The 22,652-nt window shown below is 40.9% G+C and carries 17 protein-coding genes and 4 pseudogenes; 5 read left to right on the top strand and 16 right to left on the bottom strand.

Annotated elements, in window-relative coordinates:
* Positions 1-2 precede the first annotated feature (2 nt).
* From rplM to pnp, 12 genes and pseudogenes are all read right to left on the bottom strand, one after another.
* Positions 3-449, bottom strand: coding sequence for a 50S ribosomal protein L13 (rplM, locus tag HSISS2_RS00465; protein ID WP_002886374.1), 447 nt, complete (start codon positions 447-449; stop codon positions 3-5).
* Between the two features lie 241 nt (positions 450-690).
* Positions 691-891 (bottom strand): helix-turn-helix transcriptional regulator, encoded by a 201-nt coding sequence (locus HSISS2_RS00460; RefSeq protein ID WP_008536245.1) that lies wholly within the window; start codon positions 889-891, stop codon positions 691-693.
* 212 nt (positions 892-1,103) lie between these two features.
* Entirely contained in the window at positions 1,104-1,370 is a 267-nt protein-coding gene (locus HSISS2_RS11540; RefSeq protein ID WP_021144842.1) for a hypothetical protein, read from the bottom strand.
* Positions 1,371-1,522: 152 nt separating this feature from the next.
* Positions 1,523-2,383, bottom strand: a complete 861-nt coding sequence (locus HSISS2_RS00450; protein WP_021144841.1) for a DegV family protein — start codon at positions 2,381-2,383, stop codon at positions 1,523-1,525.
* Positions 2,384-2,391: 8 nt separating this feature from the next.
* Positions 2,392-2,934, bottom strand: coding sequence for an NYN domain-containing protein (locus HSISS2_RS00445; protein ID WP_021144840.1), 543 nt, complete (start codon positions 2,932-2,934; stop codon positions 2,392-2,394).
* Positions 2,909-3,650, bottom strand: a pseudogene (gene rlmB / locus HSISS2_RS00440) (23S rRNA (guanosine(2251)-2'-O)-methyltransferase RlmB). The gene HSISS2_RS00445 and the pseudogene rlmB overlap by 26 nt, the downstream one beginning before the upstream one ends.
* 47 nt (positions 3,651-3,697) lie before the next feature.
* On the bottom strand, positions 3,698-5,377 hold the full coding sequence (locus tag HSISS2_RS00435) for a hypothetical protein (RefSeq protein ID WP_021144837.1): 1,680 nt from the start codon (positions 5,375-5,377) through the stop codon (positions 3,698-3,700).
* A gap of 290 nt (positions 5,378-5,667) precedes the next feature.
* The gene (locus HSISS2_RS00430) at positions 5,668-6,069 is read right to left on the bottom strand and encodes a Mini-ribonuclease 3 (protein ID WP_021144836.1); all 402 of its coding nucleotides are present in this window, start codon (positions 6,067-6,069) and stop codon (positions 5,668-5,670) included.
* Positions 6,062-7,405 (bottom strand): cysteine--tRNA ligase, encoded by a 1,344-nt coding sequence (gene cysS, locus HSISS2_RS00425; RefSeq protein WP_021144835.1) that lies wholly within the window; start codon positions 7,403-7,405, stop codon positions 6,062-6,064. Before cysS ends, HSISS2_RS00430 begins: the two co-directional genes overlap by 8 nt.
* 375 nt (positions 7,406-7,780) lie before the next feature.
* A complete protein-coding gene (cysE, locus tag HSISS2_RS00420) occupies positions 7,781-8,401 on the bottom strand; it encodes a serine O-acetyltransferase (RefSeq protein WP_002886354.1) in 621 nt (206 codons plus the stop codon).
* A 72-nt stretch (positions 8,402-8,473) separates the two neighbouring features.
* Positions 8,474-9,244: an SseB family protein gene (locus HSISS2_RS00415; RefSeq protein ID WP_021144833.1), complete on the bottom strand. Its 771-nt coding sequence runs from the start codon at positions 9,242-9,244 to the stop codon at positions 8,474-8,476.
* The gene (pnp, locus tag HSISS2_RS00410) at positions 9,241-11,478 is read right to left on the bottom strand and encodes a polyribonucleotide nucleotidyltransferase (RefSeq protein WP_021144832.1); all 2,238 of its coding nucleotides are present in this window, start codon (positions 11,476-11,478) and stop codon (positions 9,241-9,243) included. The genes HSISS2_RS00415 and pnp overlap by 4 nt, the downstream gene beginning before the upstream one ends.
* A 208-nt stretch (positions 11,479-11,686) precedes the next feature.
* Between pnp and pbp3 (HSISS2_RS00405) the strand changes: the two genes are divergently transcribed.
* Positions 11,687-12,934, top strand: a complete 1,248-nt coding sequence (gene pbp3, locus HSISS2_RS00405; RefSeq protein ID WP_021144831.1) for a D-alanyl-D-alanine carboxypeptidase PBP3 — start codon at positions 11,687-11,689, stop codon at positions 12,932-12,934.
* A gap of 143 nt (positions 12,935-13,077) precedes the next feature.
* Positions 13,078-14,333 (top strand): annotated as a pseudogene (pbp3, locus tag HSISS2_RS00400) (D-alanyl-D-alanine carboxypeptidase PBP3).
* Positions 14,334-14,460: 127 nt separating this feature from the next.
* Here the strand turns inward: pbp3 (HSISS2_RS00400) and HSISS2_RS00395 are convergent.
* Together HSISS2_RS00395 and HSISS2_RS00390 are read right to left on the bottom strand one after the other, a co-directional pair.
* Positions 14,461-16,909: pseudogene (locus tag HSISS2_RS00395) on the bottom strand (ATP-dependent Clp protease ATP-binding subunit).
* Positions 16,910-17,365: a CtsR family transcriptional regulator gene (locus HSISS2_RS00390; RefSeq protein ID WP_008536227.1), complete on the bottom strand. Its 456-nt coding sequence runs from the start codon at positions 17,363-17,365 to the stop codon at positions 16,910-16,912.
* 312 nt (positions 17,366-17,677) lie between these two features.
* On the opposite strand from HSISS2_RS00390, the gene HSISS2_RS00385 reads away from it, so the two are divergent.
* A complete protein-coding gene (locus tag HSISS2_RS00385; RefSeq protein ID WP_021144826.1) occupies positions 17,678-18,148 on the top strand; it encodes a small multi-drug export protein in 471 nt (156 codons plus the stop codon).
* Between the two features lie 97 nt (positions 18,149-18,245).
* Here HSISS2_RS00385 and tsf read toward each other — a convergent pair.
* Both tsf and rpsB read right to left on the bottom strand, forming a co-directional pair.
* A pseudogene (gene tsf / locus HSISS2_RS00375) lies at positions 18,246-19,285 on the bottom strand (translation elongation factor Ts).
* Between the two features lie 111 nt (positions 19,286-19,396).
* Positions 19,397-20,164 (bottom strand): 30S ribosomal protein S2, encoded by a 768-nt coding sequence (rpsB, locus tag HSISS2_RS00370; protein WP_002886342.1) that lies wholly within the window; start codon positions 20,162-20,164, stop codon positions 19,397-19,399.
* Positions 20,165-20,437: 273 nt separating this feature from the next.
* Here rpsB and ahpC point away from each other — a divergent pair, with 273 nt between their 5' ends.
* Together ahpC and ahpF are read left to right on the top strand one after the other, a co-directional pair.
* The gene (gene ahpC / locus HSISS2_RS00365) at positions 20,438-20,998 is read left to right on the top strand and encodes an alkyl hydroperoxide reductase subunit C (RefSeq protein WP_021144823.1); all 561 of its coding nucleotides are present in this window, start codon (positions 20,438-20,440) and stop codon (positions 20,996-20,998) included.
* 21 nt (positions 20,999-21,019) lie between these two features.
* Positions 21,020-22,552 carry an alkyl hydroperoxide reductase subunit F gene (gene ahpF, locus HSISS2_RS00360; protein ID WP_021144822.1) on the top strand — a complete coding sequence of 511 codons (1,533 nt, stop codon included), beginning with the start codon at positions 21,020-21,022 and terminating at the stop codon, positions 22,550-22,552.
* Positions 22,553-22,652 lie beyond the last annotated feature (100 nt).

The raw sequence follows: 22,652 nt of genomic DNA, 5'->3' as shown, positions 1-22,652 counted from the left end.
AATTAGATAAGTCCTGAGATATCAAGTACTTCTGGTTGTTGTGCAGCGTGAGTGTGCTCACCGCCAACGAAGACTTTCAATTTCATACCTTGTGCGCGTCCAAGAGTGTTGTGTGGAAGCATACCTTTAACTGATTTTTCAATCAAACGAACAGCGTTTTTAGAACGAAGTTCACCTGCTGAGATTTGTTTCAATCCACCTGGATACATTGAGTGAGTGTAGTAGATCTTATCAGTTGCTTTTTTACCAGTCAATTTAACTTTTTCAGCATTGATAACAATTACGAAATCACCTGTATCAGTGTGTGGTGTGAAAGTTGGTTTGTTTTTTCCGCGAAGTACGCTAGCAACTACTGCAGAAAGACGTCCAAGTGGCACATCAGTTGCGTCAACGACATACCATTTACGTTCAACTTGGCCTGGTTTAGCCATAAATGTTGTTTTGTTCATGATTTCTCCTATATATAGTTCGATTTTTGTTTACGAGTGATGGGTGTTCCTTCCCATCGAAAAGTATTTGGAAGGTTCCGGGGCCTTTCAAATGGGGTAAACAATACCGTTTAACATAATATCAAAAAAACACGTCCAAGGCAAGTCATTTGGAGGTGTTTTTCTTTTATTTTTTAGCCTCTGTTTTATAAGGTAGGTAATAGAATTAGCCCTCAACACCCCCTCCTCTAAGGGATGCAAACTAGTCCTCAGATTCCCAAAAAAGCTGGTCCAGAGTTTTGTCTAATGTTTTACAGATAGCAATGCACAGATTTATAGTCGGGTTGTAGTCTCCCTTTTCAATAGCAGAGATGGTCTGACGAGAGACCCCTATAGCATCTGCTAAGCCTTGTTGAGTGAGGTCTTTTGCCACACGCGCTGACTTTAATTTTAAATTTTTCATTCAAAAATCCTATTCTTCGTCTTCTAGTTCTTCCAAACGGTTCTTCTTGATTCTTTTGATGATAGCCCATCCTTCATAGCATACAATCAAACTCGATGTCAAAGCTGTTACACTGCCCATAAGATTCTTACCCAATCTAAACGACTGTACTAAAATTAGTAGATAAATTAACGATACAAAAGCTCCACCAAGTAACATTACCCAGGAAAATATTAATATTTTCTTCTCAATTTTTTGTCCAGTAAGAATGGGTGCCCGTTACGTGATACGCTATGCACCACGGCCACGCACATAGAACCAAAGAAAGTAATGTATAATAAGGACTGAGCTAATTCTAGGGAGTGTGTCTTAGCAGTAACCAGAATCGTTACAAATATACCAAGCATGGCTACCCAATAAGCTATAGCAGCTGATTCTGCACTGATTAATCGAGCACGTTCATCCATCGTGCTAACTACTTTTTTCTTTGACTTCTTCATTTTGTTTCCTCCATTTTCTAGATTCATTATATCATTATTTTACACAATGTCAAATATATCATTTATTTTGTATAAGTTATATTTTTATTTGCTATTAACATATCATTTAAGAAAACAAAAAATCAGATAGGAAAGCCTATCTGACACTTTTTCTATCTAGCTTCTTTACCAATCGTGAAGACGGCCAAGGTATCTGGTCCGACGTGGGTAGAGATGACTGGACCAAGTGGCATAATAATAACTTGCTCAATGCCATCAACTGCTAACAAATCTTCTTTGAGCTTTTCTGCCGCTTCGATGTCGTTAGCATAAGCAACAATTGCTGTGCTATGACCAATATCTTGAGTAGCATGCAGAAACATTTCCTTAATAGCTTTTTTACGTCCTCGAATCTTGGCCAAAGGAACCAACTTGCCTGAGGCATCTAACCAAAGGAGAGGCTTGATATTAATCAAACTACCAATAATGGCTGAACTCTTAGAAAGACGCCCCCCACGCATCAAATGGTAGAGATCATCAACCAAGAAGTAAGTGCGTAATCGTGGCAAAATAGCCTTAATCATGTCTTTTGTTTCAGATAAACTCTTACCCTTGTCACGGGCCTCTGCCGCCAAGATAGAGAGATAACCTTCCCCACCTGCTGCCGCTAGAGTATCTACAATCTCAATGACAGCTTCTGGGTATTCATCCAAAATCATGTCACGCGCCATAACAGCACTTTGATAAGTACCTGAAAGCACTGATGAAAAGGCAATATAAAGAAGGGCATCACCATTTTTGGCGTGACGACGAAAAACCTCTTCAAATTGACCAACATTCACTTGGCTAGTAGTCGGCTGACTGCCTTCCTGCATACGTTCCAAGAGACGGTCACTGGTTAAACGGTTAGGTCCTACGGTCTCATAGGTAGTATCATCCAGAGTAATGGTCAAACCAACGAGTTCTACCTCATTTTCCTGAGCCCATTTTTCATCTAAATCTGCTGTTGAATCTGTCAAAATTTTGAATGTCATATGTCCCTCTATTCTATTTCATTTAAAAGATCCTGTAATTGACCTAATTGTGTATCATCCCATGGACCTAACTTGGGTGTTTTTAAGTCAATATGTGCCGACATCTTGTCTAAGTCCGATTTAACGGTATTGACACGCTCTTCCAACTCACGTGCTGAAACACGTAAAGCCCCCTGAGAAAATATAGCCCACTGTTCATTTAGGTCACTGGTTGCTACCTCAACTAGATGTTGAACGGTATTCATCTCAGCTGCTGCTCGCTCAATGTAGCTATCTGCTGTCTCGTCTTCCTCAGTAAAAATAACACTGATACGATATTGGTCGTAGCGCTGGCGGGTTCCTGGAACGAACTGGGCATCAAATACACAGATGACATCAATATGTTCAAAGTTGGCATAATGATTAAGCTTACGAAGCAGTGTTTCACGAGCTTCATCAAGCTGATTAGTCTTAAAGAGTTGACGGGTTTCTTGCCAAAAGGCAATCATGTTATAACCATCAACCAAAAGTATTCTTTTTTCATCGTTACAATCGGTTTCGATAAACTTCATACATGAGTACTGCAGCTGCCACGCTAGCATTAAGGCTCTGTACATGGCCACTCATAGGGATAGTAATCATTTCATCTACTTGTTTTTGATGTTAGCAGAGATGCCTTTTCCTTCATTACCGATAATCAGAGCAAGTCTCCCAGCGGTGTTCCATTTATGAGATGGTGTACCATCCATGTCTGTTCCAAATATCCAGAAGCCTGCTTCTTTAAGCTTATCAAGAGTTTGACTAAGATTAGTCACTCGGGCAATCGGAATATGCTCCACTGCTCCTGTTGAGGTTTTGGCAACGACAGGTGTTACCCCACAGCACGGTGCTTAGGAATAATAATACCTGTTACCTGAGTAGCATCGGCCGTACGCAAGATGGAGCCAAAGTTATGAGGATCGTTGAGTCCATCTAAAATAAGAATGAGAGGATTTTCCTCTTGCTCAGCCTTGTCCATAATATCTGAGAGCTCAGAATAAGCAAACTCCGACACACGAAGAACAAAACCTTGATGGACAGCTCCACCTGTCATATCAGACAAGGTTTTCTTAGGTGTCCAAGAAATAGAGACCTTCTTTTCAGCTGCCAAAGCCTTGATAGCATCAACATTCTTCCCTCGAAGATCATCTTGAATATAGAGTTTATTACCAGTATTAGCCTCGAGACTTTCTGTTACAGCGTGCACGCCATAAACAATGTCTAGACTTGATTCTTTAGTTGTTTTCATAAGCCCATTCTATCATAAAAAAGGCCCTCTTACGAGGGCAAAGCATATTAAATAAACGTAATTGCTGCTAGGTAAAGCACGAGAAGAACAAGAACAACAGTTGCAGCAGCCAAAGCTTGCTTACCAATTGTATCTGGATCTGAGATTGATTCTGCAATCTTTCTCGCAGCTTGAGTAATGGTTTTACCTGCTGCTTGGAAGATATCAATTGAACCTGTGCTTGTTGAACTATTTCCAGAAATCGCTGAAGACCAACCACTCAAAACCTCAGCAATTTGATCTGCTAATTGCTGTGTCAAGGCTCTAGTTGTCTCAGCCAACTCATTAACTGCTGTAGCCTGAATGTGATTAGCTGCTTCAGTATAGTTGTTTACACTAGTATTATAGGTTACTGGTATAGTCATTGTTGTCGTGGTCGATGGGTACTGGGTCCTTTGGTAACCACCAGGAGTCACCGGCAGATCTCCATCATTGAAGACGCTAAATGTTTGTGTCAGATAATGGATATTATTATCTGTATCGATCAACTCAAAGGTCATCTTATGGATACCAGTCGTTTGCTCTGCCAAGTGGTAGGCACTCAAACCAGCATTTACTTCATCCAAAGTTCCTTCAACAAAGTAGCTATGGTGAATTTGTTTCCCATCAAGAACAAGATTAAGACCCTTAATCTTCTTACCGTCCATCTTGTTAACATCGAAGTTGACGTTAAAGATTTCACCACGTGCCAAATAGAGAATATCTGTATTTCCTGTAACAGCTGGGTGATCTTCAAGAAGAGAACCGGTACTATCACGTTTAGGAACTACAGTGTAAACTTCGGAGGTGATTGGAGTCGCTAGAATCTCTGAGATAAGCCCATCCGTAAAGGTTACTTCTGACGAATAAGTCAAACTCTCGCTCTGCAACATTGAAACCACTACAGAAGTTTCAAAAACTTCAGAAGTTGATGTTGAATCTTTCCAGCCAACTGTGAGGACAGTCAGACTCTCCTCTGTATTTTTATTTGACTGACTTGCTTCTGCGTTCGTTGACGCAAGAGAGCTGGCAGTGCTTGCAGCTTCTGAAGCAAGTTCGGAAGTTGCAACGGCTTGGCTAAAATTAGTAGCACTTACAGATGTCGTATGAGAATTTAGTGAAGAAAATTCCGATTTTTCAACAGCATGTGTATTCCCAGCAAGTTCAGATGTATAAAGTGTGCTTTCACTTTTATACATGGATGTCACCGCTTGAGATTCAGCTGTCGCTGTAGCCTCACGAGACTTATCATAAGTAAGCACAATGTTTGGCTTGGCTTGCTCAGAATCAGATGCCGGCTTTGCATCACCTCGCTCAGATGTCGCTGTTGAACTACCTGCACTAAAAGCTTGTACTTGAGCCCCTTCTGAATGAGGTGTAGCCTTAGAAACTCTTGTCTCTACGATATCAACTTGAGAGTGCACTTCAAGAAGTCCCTCATCCGTCTCACTCGAAGAAACAACCATTAGTGATGTTGATGTCACTACTGAAGTTACTTGACTCGCTGGCTCTGCCTTTGCTTCCACTGCTGAAAAATCAACTTGAGGAGCAAGAGGAGCTGGAGCTGGAGCCTCACTATTAACATAATCTATATTAGCTTTGTCAGGACTTGCCTGAACTTCATCTGCTTTACCTGTTTGTAGCGTAAAACTAGATAAAATCAAAGCAGCAAACGTTGTATATAAAACTTTTTTCTTAGCTATTTCCATTCACCTCCTCATTTTTTACATGGCTTTATTTATTAATATTATAGACTTTTTTTACTTTCTGTCAAATTAGTTTTATTAAAAAACGTTATAATATCAGGGTTTTACACGTGTCAGACCCTCCTTAATTTTCTCATTTTTGACCTTCTAAATATCAGTTTTATCTTATTTTTTATTGGCAAACCGCTTAATTTCTTTGATTCTCAAATCATTTTGATTTTGAGGATTTTATTATTTGCTACGACTAATAGGAGTTGTAAGATAAGCAAAAAATCCTGCAATGGCAGAATTTTTTAGATTTCTCTTTCAACTTGATCAATACACCAAGTAATTAATTCTTCTAAGCGAGTCAGGTCTTCGGTCATATGAAGATAGCCCATGACGGCTTCGAAGCCTGTTGACATTTTGTAAGTAATAACATCCGTATTTTTAGCCTTGGTGTGACTATGGGCATTACGACCTCGTTTGTAGATGTCCAATTCTTTTTCAGTTAAGACTTCTTGATCTAGCATTTTTTCAATGAGACTAGCCTGAGCTTTGGCCGAAACATAGCGTGTAGCTAGACGGTGCAGTTGATTTGGCTTGGTCTGACCTTGAAAAATCAGGTGACGACGAATGTACAAGGAATAAACAGCATCTCCCTCAAAGGCAAGTGCAATACCATTAATAAGGTTGACATCAAGGTGTTTAGTCACGTGTCCACCTCACACCATCCTTGGTATCAAGAAGTTTGATACCTTGAGCAGCCAACTCATCGCGAATACGGTCCGCTGTCGCAAAATCCTTGTTAGCACGCGCCGCTTGACGTTCTTCAATGAGTTTTTCGATATCTTCATCAAGGACTTCCTCTTTGAAAACAATTCCAAAGACTTGAAGTACTTTTTCAAAAGCATCTTTAACCATTTGATCATAATGGCCTGAATTAATCCATTTAGCCATGTCAAACAGGACAGTTACACCGTTTGCTGTGTTAAAGTCATCATCCATAGCTTCCTGGAAAGCGTCCAGATAAGTTTGTAACTCAGCTTGGTCAACCTGACCTGTTAATGGAAGACTGTGGGTGTTTTTCAAATACTTAAGATTGACTTCAGCATCATGAATAGCTTTTTCGGTGAAGTTAATTGGCTTACGGTACTGTTGTGTCGCTAAGAAGAAGCGAAGCACTTGACCATCAACTGTCTTAAGCATATCATGAACCGTTACAAAGTTACCCAAAGATTTTGACATTTTCTCATTGTCCACATTGACAAAACCGTTGTGCATCCAGTAATTAGCAAAGGTCTTGCCAGTCTTGGCTTCTGATTGGGCAATTTCATTGGTATGGTGTGGAAATTCCAGATCTGCACCACCACCGTGGATATCAATAGTATCCCCAAGAATTTCAGTCGCCATCACTGAACATTCGATGTGCCAACCAGGGCGACCAGGTCCCCAAGGGCTATCCCAAGAAATTTCGCCTTCTTTGGCTGCTTTCCAAAGGGCGAAATCCAAAGGATTTTCCTTACGAGCGGTTTCGGCGTCCGTACGACCACTAGCACCAATTTCAAGATCTTCCAAGGTCTTATTAGCTAACTTAGCATAATTTTTTGACTTAGCTACTCGGAAGTAAACATCACCTTCAGAGACATAAGCAAACCCTTTGTCAACCAAGGTTGACACAAAAGCAATGATTTCATCCATGTAGTTAATAACACGAGGATTCTGTGTCGCTGGTTTGATGCCAAGCTGTGCAGTATCTTCCATAAAGGCTGCAATAAACTTGTCTGATAATTCTTTGGTCGAAATACCAGCTTCATTGGCTGCCTTAATAATCTTATCATCTACATCTGTAAAGTTAGAAATGTAGTTAACAGTGTAACCACGATACTCAAAATAACGACGAATGGTATCAAAAGCTACTGTTGAACGGGCATTTCCGATATGAATATAATTGTAAACAGTTGGTCCGCAAACATACATATTGACAACATTCTCTGTCAAAGGTACGAAATCACGGAGCGAACGTGTCATAGTATCATAAATTTTAATCACTAGAGATTCCTTTCAATTAACTGGAAGCTATTTTTTATCCCTGATATGGTTTAGGTATAAACATAAAACTACAACAAGGACGATAATCAATAAAGCCGAAACCAACTTACCTTGAGCCAAGAGAGAGACGACTGATACAAAACTTCCCACCATATAGAAGACCAAAAAAGGATTATTTTTGAAAAATGGTTCATGATTCAGCTCTCACTTATGACGTTGTTTGTAAACAAGACCTGCCCATAAAAGTGAAATACAGAACCATAAAGCTGCCATGCTATAATCAGCTCGGTGTAAAGCTATGTAAACAAGAGCGAGTGGACCTACAACGGTCAGTCGAGTCACCTTTGAACTAAAGAGTTTCATCTTTTTCTTTCCTTATAGACGTGATGAGTGAAAGCTAGCTGCTTTTAGAAGGTCTTCTAGCTTTTCGCTATAATATTCACGGCCTTCCTCAATGTCATGAATCACTTCTTCATCCTTTTGGCCATGAACACGTACAACCTTAGCAGGAACACCAACAACTGTAACATCTTCTGGGACATCTGCAACTACCACAGCTGCTGCACCGACCTTGGCATTTTTCCCAATCTCAATAGGACCTATAACTTGAGCATGAGCTGAAACCAAAGCACCTTCACGAACGGTTGGGTGACGTTTTCCGACATCTTTACCAGTACCACCTAAAGTGACACCATGGTAGAGCATAGCTCCCTTTTCCACAACGGCTGTTTCACCAATGACAAGACCAGAACCATGGTCAATGAAAACACCTTCGGCAATCTGAGCCCCAGGGTGAATCTCAATCTGAGTCCAAAATCGCCAAAATTGACTATGCATACGAGCTAAAAGTCGGCAATGGTGGCGCCAGAGAAAATGTGAGATACGATGAGCTGCCAAAGCCTTTAGACCAGGATAGGTTAAAAGAACCTCCAAACTTGTCCGAGCCGCTGGGTCATTTTTCTTTACAATATCAATACTTTCTTTCCACCACCCCATATAGGTCACTCCTTATATCATTATTGTTTACTGTGGCCTTATTATCTTTTCAGAGATTTGATAATACTAGGACTACTTACTATCATCCTCAAAATAAGACCAATCCACTAACTCAGGCTGCTCATCAAAAGGATTGATGACAATACCTTGAACCTTATCCAACTCATTTTCACCTGTTGAAGGCTTATAAATTTCTGACAACGGCCACTGTAGAATAGTTCCCTTGACCTTACGGAAAGGAAGTCCAAAAGTCTCGTTTCCGTACCATTTGGCAAAGCTCGTCAAGTTCGTAAATACAGGCACATAGCTCTGTCCCTCTGCATTAGACATGGTTGCAAAGAAACGATCTTCTTGTCCATCCGTCTCACGCTTATGAACAAAGGCCGGAACAAGATAAATCTTATCTTTAGGGGCTGCCTTTTGATTTTCCTCACTCAAAAGATTATTAAGAGTCTGAGTAAAGTAGTTGATAAATTGAATCAATTCACTGCTTGCAAAAAGAGTGGTGTTCGAAAAATCACCATCGGATTTAAGATTGAAAGCAAGGCCAAAAAGTCCTGCCTCAACGAGCTGCGATAGAATATCTAAACTTGAACGTTTTACCCATGCTTGTTCTCGAGCACTCTCTTGAGTATCTTTAAAGGCTTGCAAATCCTGCTCGCTTGTAAAGACAGGAACAACCTTCTTTCCTTCTACTTCAACCGCATAGAGGTCTTGGGCCGCCAATACTGGAGTACGTTGCAGGTGATTAACTAAAGCCAGACTAGTCAAAAAATGGTCTGGTTCTGTTAAAAATTCTCTCAAGGTTTCATCAAAGACTTGCAATTCTTGATTTTCTGTCATTCTTCTGTTTGTTCTTTCGTTTCTGATTGATCAAATTTTTTCGGTGCTTCCCCACTTTCCTTGTGGTGGCGTGGTTTATGATGAGAACGACGACGGTGACGAGACTCTCCTCCATTTTCTCCGTCCTCAATTTTTTCAGGTTTTGGAAGCAGGGTCTTGATTGAAGCATCAACACGGCCTTTTTCATCGATTTTGATGATTTTAACAGTTACCATATCCCCAACCTTAACCACATCTTCGACATGCTCTGTACGTTTCCAAGCTAATTCTGAAATGTGGACTAAAGCATCGGTTTTATTGAATAGGTGAACAAAGGCACCAAACTTTTCAATACGCACAACTGGTACTGTGTAAACCTCACCAACCTTAGCTTCACGCACAAGGTCGAAGATGATTGTTTTGGCACGGTCAATAGCATCCTGATCACTAGAGAAAATCTGAACAAGTCCTTCTTCATCAATATCAATTGTGACACCTGTCTCAGCGATAATCTTATCAATGGCTTCACCACCCTTACCGATGACAACCTTAATCTTGTCAACAGGAATCTGAATACTGTCAATCTTAGGAGCCGTTGGTGCCAATTCTGGACGTGGCTCAGCAATCGTTGACTCAATAACATCAAGAATCTCAAAACGAGCCACCTTGGCTTGAGCTAAAGCTTCCTCAAGAATAGCAGGTGTAATCCCTGAAATCTTAATATCCATCTGAAGAGCTGTAATTCCTTGACGTGTACCAGCTACCTTAAAGTCCATATCACCAAAATGATCTTCCAAACCTTGAATGTCGGTTAGAACAGTGTAGTTAGTTCCATCTGAAATAAGACCCATGGCAATCCCTGCAACAGGCGCCTTAATCGGCACCCCACCTGCCATAAGAGCCAAAGTGCCTGCACAAATAGAAGCCTGTGAAGAAGAACCATTTGACTCCAAGACTTCGGCTACCAAACGGATAGCATAAGGAAACTCTTCAACGCTTGGGAGAACTTGAGCAAGGGCACGCTCACCCAAGGCTCCATGACCAATTTCACGACGGCCTGGCGCACCGTAACGCCCTGTTTCACCTACTGAATACTGAGGAAAATTGTAGTGGTGAAGGAAACGTTTCTTGTATTCTGGGTCCAAACCATCAACAAGTTGTGTATCACTCATAGGAGCCAAGGTCAAGACTGATAAAGCCTGGGTTTGCCCACGTGTAAAGAGACCTGATCCATGAACCTTTGGCAGAAAGTCAATCTCTGCGTCCAAAGGACGGATTTCGTCCACACGACGACCATCGGGACGGACCTTGTCTTCGGTAATGAGACGACGCACTTCAGCATGTTCCATCTGTTCAAGAATTTCTGCCACATCACGTAAGATAGTATCTTTATCGTCATCTTCTGCAAAGCGTTCTTGATAAGAAGCGAGGACCTCTTCTTTAACAGCCTGGGTTGCTGCTTCACGCGCTAATTTTTCTTCCACCTGAACAGCCTTAGCTAACTGATCATAATAAGCTGTTTCAATTTCAGCCTTCAAATCAGCATCGACTTGGAGCAGTTCAACCTCAGCCTTCTCCTTACCAACAGCCGCAACAATGTAATTTTGGAAATCAACCAACTCTTGAATAGCTTCATGCCCTTTCAAGAGTGCCTGCAACATAATATCCTCTGATAATTCTTGAGCTCCTGATTCCACCATATTAATGGCTTCCTTGGTCCCTGCTACTGTCAAGTCTAAATGCGAAACTTCTTTATCTGCTGCACTTGGGTTGATGATAAAATCTTCCGCTGCATAAGCTACTTGAACCCCAGCAATCGGACCATTAAAAGGAATATCAGAAATAGAAAGTGCTAAAGAACTCCCAAACATAGCTGCCATTGGCGCACTAGCATTTTCATCATAAGAGAGAACAGTGTTAATGACTTGCACTTCGTTACGAAAGCCCTCCGCAAACATGGGACGAATAGGACGGTCAATAAGACGAGCAGTCAAAGTGGCATCAGTTGAAGGGCGCCCCTCACGCTTGTTAAAACCACCTGGGAACTTTCCAGCCGCATACATTTTCTCTTCATAGTTAACTTGTAAAGGAAAGAAATCTGCCGTTGCCATCTTTTTAGACATGACAGCTGTTGATAATACGGTTGTATCTCCATAACGCACGACAACAGCGCCGTTAGCCTGCTTGGCTACCTGCCCCACTTCCACAACAAGCGGGCGTCCTGCAAAGGTCATCTCAAAAGTTTGTTTAGCCATGTTTGATCCCTCTTTTTATCCATAACCAGCCCTACAACAACGAACTGGTCAACTTTATGTCATTCATTTGATATAACTTCCATTTTACCATATTATAGTCGAAAATGGCAGAGCTTCGGCATAAGTTGTCTCCCAAGCTTTTCTCGGTTCCAGATATTTAGGTGGTTTTGTGATATAATAAACACTCATAAGAGACAGAGGAATGAGTATGAAAAAATTACAACACATCATTATGGTTGCCTTAATCCTAATAGGCTTAGTAACACCTGCCCTAGCACAAGAGCAGACTGATGACTTCAATGTTGCTGCTAAACATGCGATTGCTATCGAATCAACTACAGGGAAAGTCCTCTATGAAAAGGACGCTACCACTCCCGATGGTGTTGCTTCAATGACGAAAATCCTAACAGCCTACATGGTCTATAAAGCTATTGATCAAGGTAAAATTACTTGGGATACTGAAGTAGATATCTCAGATTATCCATTCAACTTAACAGTTGATTCAGAAGTTTCAAACGTCCCACTAGACTTTCGAAAATATACTGTCAAACAACTCTTAGATGCCACCCTCATCAGTAGTGCTAACAGCGCAGCAATTGCTCTAGCTGAAAAGATCTCAGGAACAGAGAGTGCTTTTGTAGATACTATGAAGGCCCAATTAAAGAAATGGGGAATTACTGATGCAAAACTGTACAATGCCTCAGGGCTCAATAATAAGTATCTAGGAGATAACCGTTATCCTGGCTCTAAACCAGATGACGAAAATACCATGAGTGCTCTGGATGTTGCGATTATCGCAGACCACCTCATCAAGGACTATCCCCAAGTACTTGACATCACCAAGCAAGGCGCAGTTGATTTTGAAGGTGACAACAAATTAACCACTCATAACTATATGTTGGAAGGTCAAGACAACTACCGTGAAGGGGTTGATGGACTTAAGACCGGAACAACCGAACTCGCAGGAGCATCCTTTGTTGCTCACTCTAATGAAAATGGCATGAGCTTGATTACAGTGGTTATGAACGCTGACAATGGTGGGGAGGATGAAGCCGCCCGTTTCACAGCTACCAATGACCTCTTAGATTATGTCGTCCAACACTGGAAGATAAATAAACTCAACACTAAGGGACAAATCGTCAAGAAAAATGATATCAAGGTAGCCGATGGAGTCAGTAAGACCGTCTCTGCTAAACTTGAATCAGACCTTACTGTTGTCCAAAAGATAAATAGCCAAAATGACACTGTTAACATCAAAGCAAAAACGGTAACAGCACCTATCAAAAAAGGAGATACCATTGGAACAGCAACCTATGATGATAAAGACCTCGTAGGAACAGGATATATCTCTGATCCACCTCAAGTTGCTGTAACGGCCAACCAGTCCATTAAGAAAAGCTTCTTCTTAAAAGTTTGGTGGAATCATATTGTTAATTTCTTTACCGGAAACAAGTAGACACTGAACTCCCTTTTGATATCAAAAGGGAGTTTTTTTGCCTTATGAATTAATGATGAAATCGTAAAACCTTCTTCTCAACACCTTAAGTTCCTATCAAAATGTGGTATAATGAATATCCAAAATACACGAAGGAACAAGCCATGAAGAAACTAATTACGCTTATTATGACCTTCTTACTCTGTCTGGGAAGTGTAGCTCCTGCTTTTGCAGCAGAGAAGAAAAAAGGATTTGACGCCGCAGCCAAGCATGCTATCGCTGTAGAAGCAACTACCGGTAAGATTTTATACGAAAAAGATGCCACTACTTCTACAGGGATTGGTTCTATCACCAAACTCCTAACAGCCTATATGGTTTATCAGGCGGTAGACAAGGGAGAGCTTAAATGGAACACAAAGGTTAATATTTCCGACTATCCCTTTGAATTGACTGTTAGTGCTGGAGTTTCCAACATCCCATTAGATGCCAGAAAATACACCGTCAAACAACTACTTGACGCAACTCTTATTTCCAGTGCCAATAGTGCATCCATTGCCCTAGCTGAGGAAATCGGAGGAACAGAAAGTAAATTTGTCGACAAAATGAAAGCCCAACTTAAAAAATGGGGAATCACTGATGCTAAAATTGTCAACGCCTCTGGTCTCAATAATTCCTATTTGGGTGATAATATCTATCCAGGTTCTAAATCTGACGAAGAAAACACCATGAGTGCCAAGGACGTTGCTATCATTGCACAACATGTGATTAAAGAATATCCTGAAATTCTCGACATCACTAAAAAACAGAAGCCAAATTTGATGGTGTTAATAAACTCAAAACCTTTAACTATATGCTTAAGGGGCAACCTAGTTACCGCAAGGGTGTTGATGGCCTCAAAACAGGTACCACTGATTTGGCCGGAGCTGCCTTCGTAGCCCATTCAAATGAAAGTGGTATGAGTATTATTACAGTCATCATAAATGCTGAACATACCGATACGGATGACTACGCCCGTTTTACCGCAACCAATGACCTGCTTAACTATGTGGTCTATCATTGGGAAAGTAAGACCGTTGCCAAGAAAGGTCAAGACATAGATAAGAGTCAAGCAAATGTCCTTGATGGTAAGTCTAAACAGGTCTCTGCTGTAGCCAAGTCTGACTTTAATATCATCCAAAAAATAGATGACGACAACACTAAACATATTAAAGTCTCCACCAACCAGATTCAAGCCCCTGTCAAATCAGGAGACAAGGTGGGAACAGCTACCTTTGAAGATAATACCCTTGTAGGAGAGGGCTACCTACCGGATCAGGGCATGCCTAGCATGGAACTTGTTGCTGGTAAAGAAGTTAAGAAAAGCTTCTTCCTCAAGGTCTGGTGGAATCACTTTGTCACCTTTGTCAACGAGAAACTTTGACCGTTACAGTCGAGCTTGGCTCGGCTTTTTCTTTTACACCCGCTTTACTGAAGCCTTTACACTCGCTTGACTCCTATTGACACAAAAAGACAGATTACAAGCGCAATCTGTCTTTGTTGTTTAGCCTTTACACTACTGTAAAGGTCAATTTATCTTTAGAGCAGCCAATCTTAAGGGTCTGTCCACTCACTACTTGGCCACCTAGTAAGAGCTCAGACAACTTATCCTCCACTTGAGTTTGAATCGCACGACGCAACGGACGAGCACCCATCTCAACATCATAGCCATCTTGAGCTAAATACTTGAGGGCAGCTGGTTGGAATTTCAATTCAATCCCTTTTTCAGCCAAAGCTGATACCAACGGTTTTACCATAATCTTGACAATTTCACGAAGCTGTTCTTCCTCTAGACTATGGAAGACAACCTTCTCATCGATACGGTTGAGAAATTCTGGACGGTAGGCCTTCTTAAGTTCTTCCATGATACGTGCCTGCATGGCTTGATGGTTATGAGAAATGTCTCGAGCACCAAAACCAACAGTTTTGTCATCACGAAGAGCCGTCGCTCCCAAGTTTGAAGTCATGATGATAATGGTATTTGAAAAATCAACTTTACGTCCACGGCTATCTGTCAGAACACCATCATCCAAAACCTGTAAGAGAATATTGAAAATATCAGGGTGAGCTTTTTCGACCTCGTCAAAGAGTAGGACTGAGTAAGGCTTATTGCGAACTTTCTCTGTTAATTCACCCCCCTCATCATATCCAACATACCCGGGAGGGGCACCATTAAGACGACTAGCCGCAAATTTTTCCATGTATTCTGACATGTCAAAGCGAAGCAAAGCTGACTCATCATCAAAGAGGACTTCTGCCAAAGTCTTAGCCAATTCCGTCTTACCAACACCAGTAGGTCCAAGGAACATGAAGGAACCAATCGGACGTTTTCCAGTACGAATACCTGACTGGTTACGACGAATAGCACGACTAATCGCTGAAACTGCTTCGTCTTGACCAATAACACGTTTGTGAAGCTCAGCTTCAAGATTCAGGTAACGTTTGCTATCTGCCTGAGTCATCTTCTCAACAGGAATACCTGATAGGCGACTAAGGGTTTGCATAATCTGGTCCGTATCCACCAAAGCTGGTTTTGGTAATTTTGCCTTTTGACTAGCCTTATATTGTTTAATAGCAGCTTTCATATCACCAGCTAAAAGTGCTTCATCCAAAGGCGTTATCTCACGTTTGGCTTCTTTTTGATACGACCTTGAACAGTTGCACTCGCTTCATCTAGAAGGTCAATAGCCGAATCAGGTAAGTTTTACTCGTCAAATAACGGTGTGCTGCCTTGACAGCTGTCTCGACGGCTTCATCAGTGATAGTCACACGATGGTAGACTTCATATGACGAACGCAAGCCCTTCAAAATATCAATAGCTTCAGATACGCTTGGCTCCTCAATCGTAATCTTAGCAAAACGACGGGAAAGAGCTGCATCTTTCTCAATATGCTTTTGGTACTCAGCTTGTGTGGTTGCTCCAACCATGTGAAGTGTTCCACGTGCTAGAGCAGGTTTCAAAATATTTGCCGCATCCAAGGTACTATCAATACCAGAACCAGAGCCAATAATCGTATGCAATTCGTCAATAAAGAGAATGATTTTTCCATCAGCTTCAATCTCATCAATGATTTGATTCATACGCTCTTCGAAATCACCACGAAAACGAGTCCCTGCAACCACACTCATCATATCAAGTTCTAAGATACGCATATCAGCTAATTCGAAAGGTACGTCACCCGAAGCAATACGCTGTGCCAAACCAAGGGCAAGGGCCGTCTTACCAACACCTGCTTCACCTACAAGAACAGGATTATTCTTCGTTTTACGACTCAAGACCTGAATCATGCGTGAAATTTCTTCGTCACGCCCAATGACTGGATCAAGGGCTCCCGATTCTGCTACTGCAGTCAGATCTTTTGTATAATCTGACAGTTCCCCAGTAGAAGATTGAGGAGGCTGCATCATATTAGCAAAATTTCCAGATGCTTTTGCTTTTTTAGGCTTACGCTGGTCATGAATCGCCTTCAAATCTTGCTTACTAAGACCTGCATAACGCTCCAAAGAACGTCGCAAATCAATAATACGAGGCTTGTCACTGTCATCCTTATATTGAAAACCAGCAACTTCAAGGAGACGGCAAACCATCAAATCCTTATGGAGCAAAAAAGCCATCAAAACATGTTCAGAACCCACCTCAACGGCACCAGTCACCTTAGCAATTCCCTCTGCCTCTTGCAGCATAGCCTCTAAAGCATGTGACTGTGCACGTAAATCAATAATATCTGATTTGGACAACTCTGTTGGACTCTTCTCCAAAGCCAAGACAGCAGCCGTCTCAATTTCTTCCGCACGAATACGGTCTTCAAAATCAGTAAATGTTAGGTAGGCTACAGTTCCTGGAACTTCAAGCATAGCTAGAAGCACATGCCAAGTCTCCAGAAAAGGACTACCAAAGCGCTCTGCTTCAAGCTGAGCACGATGGAAAATGGCTTGCATTTTTCTTGAATATGTCGTCATCTAATTTCCTTTTCTATCCAATCTAAGTAAAAGCGAGCGTAAGATACGCGAACGAATTGTAGCAGCATCCTCACCGAGAATATCATCACTAGCAGTTGCTAAAATCAAATTCCCCTCACGTTCTGTGATAATTTTTTCATCAAATAGCAACTGAATCAAATCCGTAAAAACCTGTTCGCTGAGCTGATCTGCTAAGTTTTGAAGTAGAGCATTGATTCTGTGATGTTTATCAGAAAATCTGACCTTGACGATACGAATATAACCGCCACCACCACGCTTACTCTCAACAATATAACCACGACTCTCTGTAAAACGTGTCTTAATAACATAGTTAATCTGACTCGGTACAACTTGAAAAGTATCTGCTAAATTCGAACGTTGAATCTCAGCAATCCCAGACTGGCCCAGCAATTCTTTAATATATTCTTCTATACTGTCTGATGTATTTCTTGCCATCTTAATTCCTCCAGTCTAATTTGACTATAACTGACTATTATTATACCAAAAATGTCAGCACATGGGAAACTATAGTCTCAAAAAGCTTTTTAAAGTTGTCATTAGAGGTCATATAAGATACAATAAATAAGACAAAATGAAAAGGCAACCTAGGTATTCTGCTGAAACAACTTGAACAATCGAAGAGCTAATCCTCATCAGAACAAGAGCCTTTCACTTTATACTATGGTAATATTCCTCTTACCACTATCGAGAAATACTCACTTCACCTGGGACTTCTCACTAATTTTATTTTCCTATGAAAGGTTATTCATGAAATACATCATTGCATTTTTAATCTCTATGATTCCCCTTGTTGAGCTCCGTGGAGCCGTACCTGTCGCTATTGCCTCAGGTATTCCTTGGTGGCAAGCCCTCATTCTTTGTGTTATCGGGAATATGCTTCCAGTTCCAATTATTTTCTTCTTCGCCCGCAGTGTTCTCGAGTGGGGTGCTGACAAACCTCTTATTGGTGGCTTCTTTACCTGGTGTCTTAAAAAAGGCCACAGTGGGGGGCAAAAGCTTGAAAAAGCCGCTGGAGACAAAGGTATCTTCTGGGCCCTCTTACTCTTTGTGGGTATCCCACTTCCAGGAACAGGAGCTTGGACAGGTACACTGGCAGCATCGATCCTAGATTGGGACTTTAAACGCAGCGTTTTAGCTGTTATGCTTGGAGTTATCCTTGCAGGTATTATCATGGGGACGCTTTCTCTTCTCCTTGGTGTCAATACCTTCGCTCATTAATATTTTTACGTCTAGGGAATACTCAGACGTTTTCTATTTACGACAAAAAAGAAGCTACGATTACGTAACTTCTTTTCTTTTTATCTAGCAACTAGAATTAGTTGTTAAGAGCTGCTGCCATTGTAGCTGCAACTTCTGATTCAAAGTCGTTAGATGCTTTTTCGATACCTTCACCAACTTCAAAGCGAACAAATTCTACTACTGAAGCATTTACTGATTCAAGGTAAGCTTCAACCGTTTTGCTGTCGTCCATGATGTAAACTTGAGCAAGAAGAGTGTAAGCTTGGTCAACTTTAGTGTTGTCAAGCAAGAAGCGGTCCATTTTACCTGGGATGATTTTATCCCAGATTTTTCTGGTTTACCTTCAGCAGCCAACTCAGCTTTGATATCTTCTTCAGCTTGAGCAAGAACAGCATCAGTCAATTGAGCTTTAGAACCAAATTTAAGGTGTGGAAGAGCTGGTTTGTTAACCATTGCACGGCTTTCATTATCTTGATCGATTGTGTGGTTAAGTTGTGCCAATTCATCTTTAACAAATTGTTCATCCAATTCAGTGTATGAAAGAACAGTTGGTTTCATTGCAGCGATATGCATTGAGATTTGTTTAGCAAGAGCTTCATCTCCACCTTCAAGAACTGTAACAACACCGATACGTCCACCGTTGTGTTGGTAAGCTCCGAAGTGTTGTGCATCTGTTTTTTCAAGCAAAGCAAAACGACGGAATGAAATTTTTTCACCGATAGTAGCTGTTGCAGATACATATGCAGCTTCAAGAGTTTCACCTGAAGGCATAGTCAAAGCAAGTGCTTCTTCGTTGTTTGCTGGTTTACCCTCAGCGATTACTTTAGCTGTTTCGTTTACCAATTCAACGAATTGAGCATTTTTCGCAACGAAGTCAGTTTCAGCGTTAACTTCAACGACTGCTGCAACATTACCGTGAACATAAACACCAGTCAATCCTTCAGCGGCAACACGGTCAGCTTTCTTAGCTGCTTTAGCCATACCTTTTTCACGAAGCAATTCAATCGCTTTTTCGATATCACCATCAACTTCAACCAATGCTTTTTTAGCGTCCATGACACCAGCACCAGATTTTTCACGCAATTCTTTAACAAGTTTAGCTGTAATTTCTGCCATTTTGTGTTTTCTCCAAATTTATTTTATCAAACTAAGGGGCAGGGCTGAGCCCCGCCCCTTAGGTGTTTGTCTTATTTTTAGTGGGCATCGAGCCCTAACTAACCTTAAAGATTAGTTGTTGTCACCTTCGACAACTTCAACGATTTCTTCGATTGAATCAGCTGCAGCTGCTTCTTGGAAATCTGCAGAAGCATCTTCACCTTGGTTACCTTCGATAATAGCATCAGCCATTTTAGAAGTGATCAATTTAACGGCACGGATAGCGTCATCGTTAGCTGGGATGATTACATCAATCTCATCTGGATCAGCGTTTGTATCAACCATCGCTACAACTGGAATACCAAGTTTTTTAGCTTCTTTAACAGCGATTTGTTCTTTGTGTGGGTCAACGATGTAGATTACATCTGGAATACGAGGCATATCTTCGATACCACCCAAGAATTTTTCAAGACGTGCACGTTGTTTGTTAAGAAGTGCAACTTCTTTCTTAGGAAGAACTTCGAAAGTTCCATCAGCTTCCATTTGTTTGATTTCTTTCAAACGAGCGATACGTTTTTGGATAGTATCCCAGTTTGTAAGAGTACCACCCAACCAACGGTGGTTGATGTAGTATTGACCAGCACGAGTAGCTTCTTCAGCGACTGCTTCAGCTGCTTGTTTTTTAGTACCAACGAACAAGATTACTGCATCGTTAGCTGCTGCTTCACGAACAAATTCGTAAGCTGTATCAGCCATTTTTACAGTTTGTTGCAAGTCGATAACGTGGATTCCGTTACGTTCTGTAAAGATGTATTTAGCCATCTTAGGATTCCAGCGACGAGTTTGGTGACCGAAGTGAACACCAGCCTCAAGAAGTTGTTTCATTGAAATTACTGCCATGAGTATTTCTCCTTAAAAATTGTTTTTTTCCTCTTCTAAGCTTTAGACTTGCAGTCCCACCCTGCGGCAACAAGACCACAATCGGCTTAGAATGAGTATTTGTTACTTTACGCAACTATAGTAGTTTATCAAAAAAAGTGACATTTGACAAGCTATAAAATCAAGCTATCCATTAGCAGAGCACTCCCTCCTTATAAAAGGTAATCGTTTCCTTTGAGATTCGAAAATATTTCGTTTATAATTAGGCTATCAAAAATAGAGGAGGACATTATTTTGTCATTAGTCGGAAAAGAAATTATTGAATTCTCAGCACAAGCTTATCACAATGGAGAATTCATCACTGTTACAGATGAAGATGTTAAAGGAAAATGGGCTGTTTTCTGCTTCTATCCTGCAGATTTTTCATTTGTTTGCCCAACTGAACTCGGCGACCTTCAAGAGCAATATGAAACACTTAAATCTCTTGATGTAGAGGTTTACTCTGTCTCTACAGATACTCACTTTGTTCACAAAGCTTGGCATGATGACTCAGATGTTGTTGGAACTATCACTTATCCTATGATTGGAGATCCTTCACATCTCATCTCTCAAGGTTTTGATGTTCTTGGTCAAGATGGTCTTGCACAACGTGGAACATTCATCATTGATCCAGATGGCGTTATCCAAATGATGGAAGTTAACGCTGATGGTATCGGACGCGACGCAAGCACTCTTATTGATAAAGTTCGTGCTGCTCAATACATTCGCCAACATCCAGGTGAAGTTTGTCCAGCCAAATGGAAAGAAGGAGCTGAAACATTGACTCCTAGCTTGGATCTTGTAGGTAAAATTTAACAACCAGGGGGTATCGTATCCATGGTCTTAGATAAAGAAATCAAGGCTCAATTAGCACAATATTTAAATTTACTAGAATCTGATATTGTATTACAAACCGATTTGGGAGATGACGATAATTCTCGAAAAGTAAAAGAATTTCTAGACGAGATTGTCGCTATGTCTGACCGCATTAGTCTTGAATCAACACATTTAAAACGTCAACCTAGTTTTGGTATTGCACAGAAAGGGCAAAAAAGTCGTGTTATTTTCTCTGGCCTACCGATGGGGCACGAATTTACGTCTTTCATTTTAGCTCTTTTGCAAGTTTCTGGTCGTCCACCAAAAGTTGATGAGGATATTATTGAACGCATCAAAAAGATTGACAAAACTATCAATCTTGAAACTTATGTTTCACTAACATGCCATAATTGTCCAGACGTCGTTCAAGCCTTTAATATAATGGCTGTTTTGAACCCAAATATCACCCACACTATGATTGAAGGTGGTATGTATCAAGATGAAGTCAAAGCCAAAGGTATCATGTCTGTTCCTACAGTTTACAAAGACCAAGAAGAATTTACATCTGGTCGTGCAACCATTGAACAGCTTGTAGAAAAATTGGATGGTCCACTTGATGCTGATGCTTTTGCCGATAAAGGAGTCTATGATGTCTTGGTCATTGGTGGGGGCCCTGCTGGAAACAGTGCTGCGATTTATGCTGCCCGCAAAGGACTAAAAACTGGTCTTTTAGCAGAAACCTTTGGTGGACAAGTTATTGAGACAGTCGGTATTGAAAACATGATTGGTACGCTATATACAGAAGGTCCTAAGTTAATGGCCCAAGTTGAAGAGCATACGAAATCTTACAATGTTGATATCATCAAAAGTCAATTAGCTACTGGTATTGAGAAGAAAGAACTCATTGAAGTCACACTAGCTAATGGTGCTGTTCTACAGGCTAAAACTGCTATTCTAGCCTTAGGAGCCAAATGGCGTAATATCAATGTTCCTGGTGAAGATGAATTCCGTAACAAAGGGGTTACTTACTGTCCACACTGCGATGGTCCTCTATTTGAAGGAAAAGATGTTGCTGTTATCGGTGGTGGTAACTCAGGTTTGGAAGCCGCTTTGGATTTAGCGGGTATTACTAAACACGTTACGGTCTTAGAGTTCTTACCTGAACTAAAGGCAGACCAAGTTTTACAAGAACGTGCTGCTAAAACTGATAATCTAACCATTCTTAAAAATGTTGCAACCAAAGAAATCGTTGGTCAAGATCATGTGACTGGTTTGAATTATGTTGAGCGTGATACAAATGAAGAAAAACATCTTGATCTTGAAGGTGTCTTTGTTCAAATTGGTCTTGTACCAAGTACTGCTTGGCTCAAAGATAGTGGCATTGAACTCAATGAACGCCAAGAAATTGTCGTTGATAAATTTGGTTCAACAAACATCCCTGGCATTTTTGCTGCAGGTGACTGTACTGATAGCGCCTACAAGCAAATCATTATCTCCATGGGATCTGGCGCTACAGCAGCTATTGGTGCATTTGATTACTTGATTAGACAATAATCAAAACTTACGTGTTAGTAATCTGTCTGCAACAGTTATAATTACTATAAAGAGGTTGACTAAATTTCAGCCTCTTTTTTTGAATATACATAGCTTTAAT

It is taken from the genome of Streptococcus sp. HSISS2 (assembly GCF_000448665.1).
Taxonomy (GTDB): domain Bacteria; phylum Bacillota; class Bacilli; order Lactobacillales; family Streptococcaceae; genus Streptococcus; species Streptococcus raffinosi.
Note: the sequence above shows the minus strand (reverse complement) of the source record. Positions and strands in the feature narration are given on the sequence as shown.

What these genes read in the sequence shown, in the direction of transcription:
- rplM (WP_002886374.1), bottom strand. Translation starts at nt 449, where the DNA reads ATGAACAAAACAACATTTATGGCTAAACCAGGCCAAGTTGAACGTAAA.
- HSISS2_RS00460 (WP_008536245.1), bottom strand. Translation starts at nt 891, where the DNA reads ATGAAAAATTTAAAATTAAAGTCAGCGCGTGTGGCAAAAGACCTCACT.
- HSISS2_RS11540 (WP_021144842.1), bottom strand. Translation starts at nt 1,370, where the DNA reads ATGAAGAAGTCAAAGAAAAAAGTAGTTAGCACGATGGATGAACGTGCT.
- HSISS2_RS00450 (WP_021144841.1), bottom strand. Translation starts at nt 2,383, where the DNA reads ATGACATTCAAAATTTTGACAGATTCAACAGCAGATTTAGATGAAAAA.
- HSISS2_RS00445 (WP_021144840.1), bottom strand. Translation starts at nt 2,934, where the DNA reads ATGAAGTTTATCGAAACCGATTGTAACGATGAAAAAAGAATACTTTTG.
- HSISS2_RS00435 (WP_021144837.1), bottom strand. Translation starts at nt 5,377, where the DNA reads ATGGAAATAGCTAAGAAAAAAGTTTTATATACAACGTTTGCTGCTTTG.
- cysE (WP_002886354.1), bottom strand. Translation starts at nt 8,401, where the DNA reads ATGGGGTGGTGGAAAGAAAGTATTGATATTGTAAAGAAAAATGACCCA.
- HSISS2_RS00415 (WP_021144833.1), bottom strand. Translation starts at nt 9,244, where the DNA reads ATGACAGAAAATCAAGAATTGCAAGTCTTTGATGAAACCTTGAGAGAA.
- pnp (WP_021144832.1), bottom strand. Translation starts at nt 11,478, where the DNA reads ATGGCTAAACAAACTTTTGAGATGACCTTTGCAGGACGCCCGCTTGTT.
- pbp3 (WP_021144831.1), top strand. Translation starts at nt 11,687, where the DNA reads ATGAAAAAATTACAACACATCATTATGGTTGCCTTAATCCTAATAGGC.
- HSISS2_RS00390 (WP_008536227.1), bottom strand. Translation starts at nt 17,365, where the DNA reads ATGGCAAGAAATACATCAGACAGTATAGAAGAATATATTAAAGAATTG.
- HSISS2_RS00385 (WP_021144826.1), top strand. Translation starts at nt 17,678, where the DNA reads ATGAAATACATCATTGCATTTTTAATCTCTATGATTCCCCTTGTTGAG.
- rpsB (WP_002886342.1), bottom strand. Translation starts at nt 20,164, where the DNA reads ATGGCAGTAATTTCAATGAAACAACTTCTTGAGGCTGGTGTTCACTTC.
- ahpF (WP_021144822.1), top strand. Translation starts at nt 21,020, where the DNA reads ATGGTCTTAGATAAAGAAATCAAGGCTCAATTAGCACAATATTTAAAT.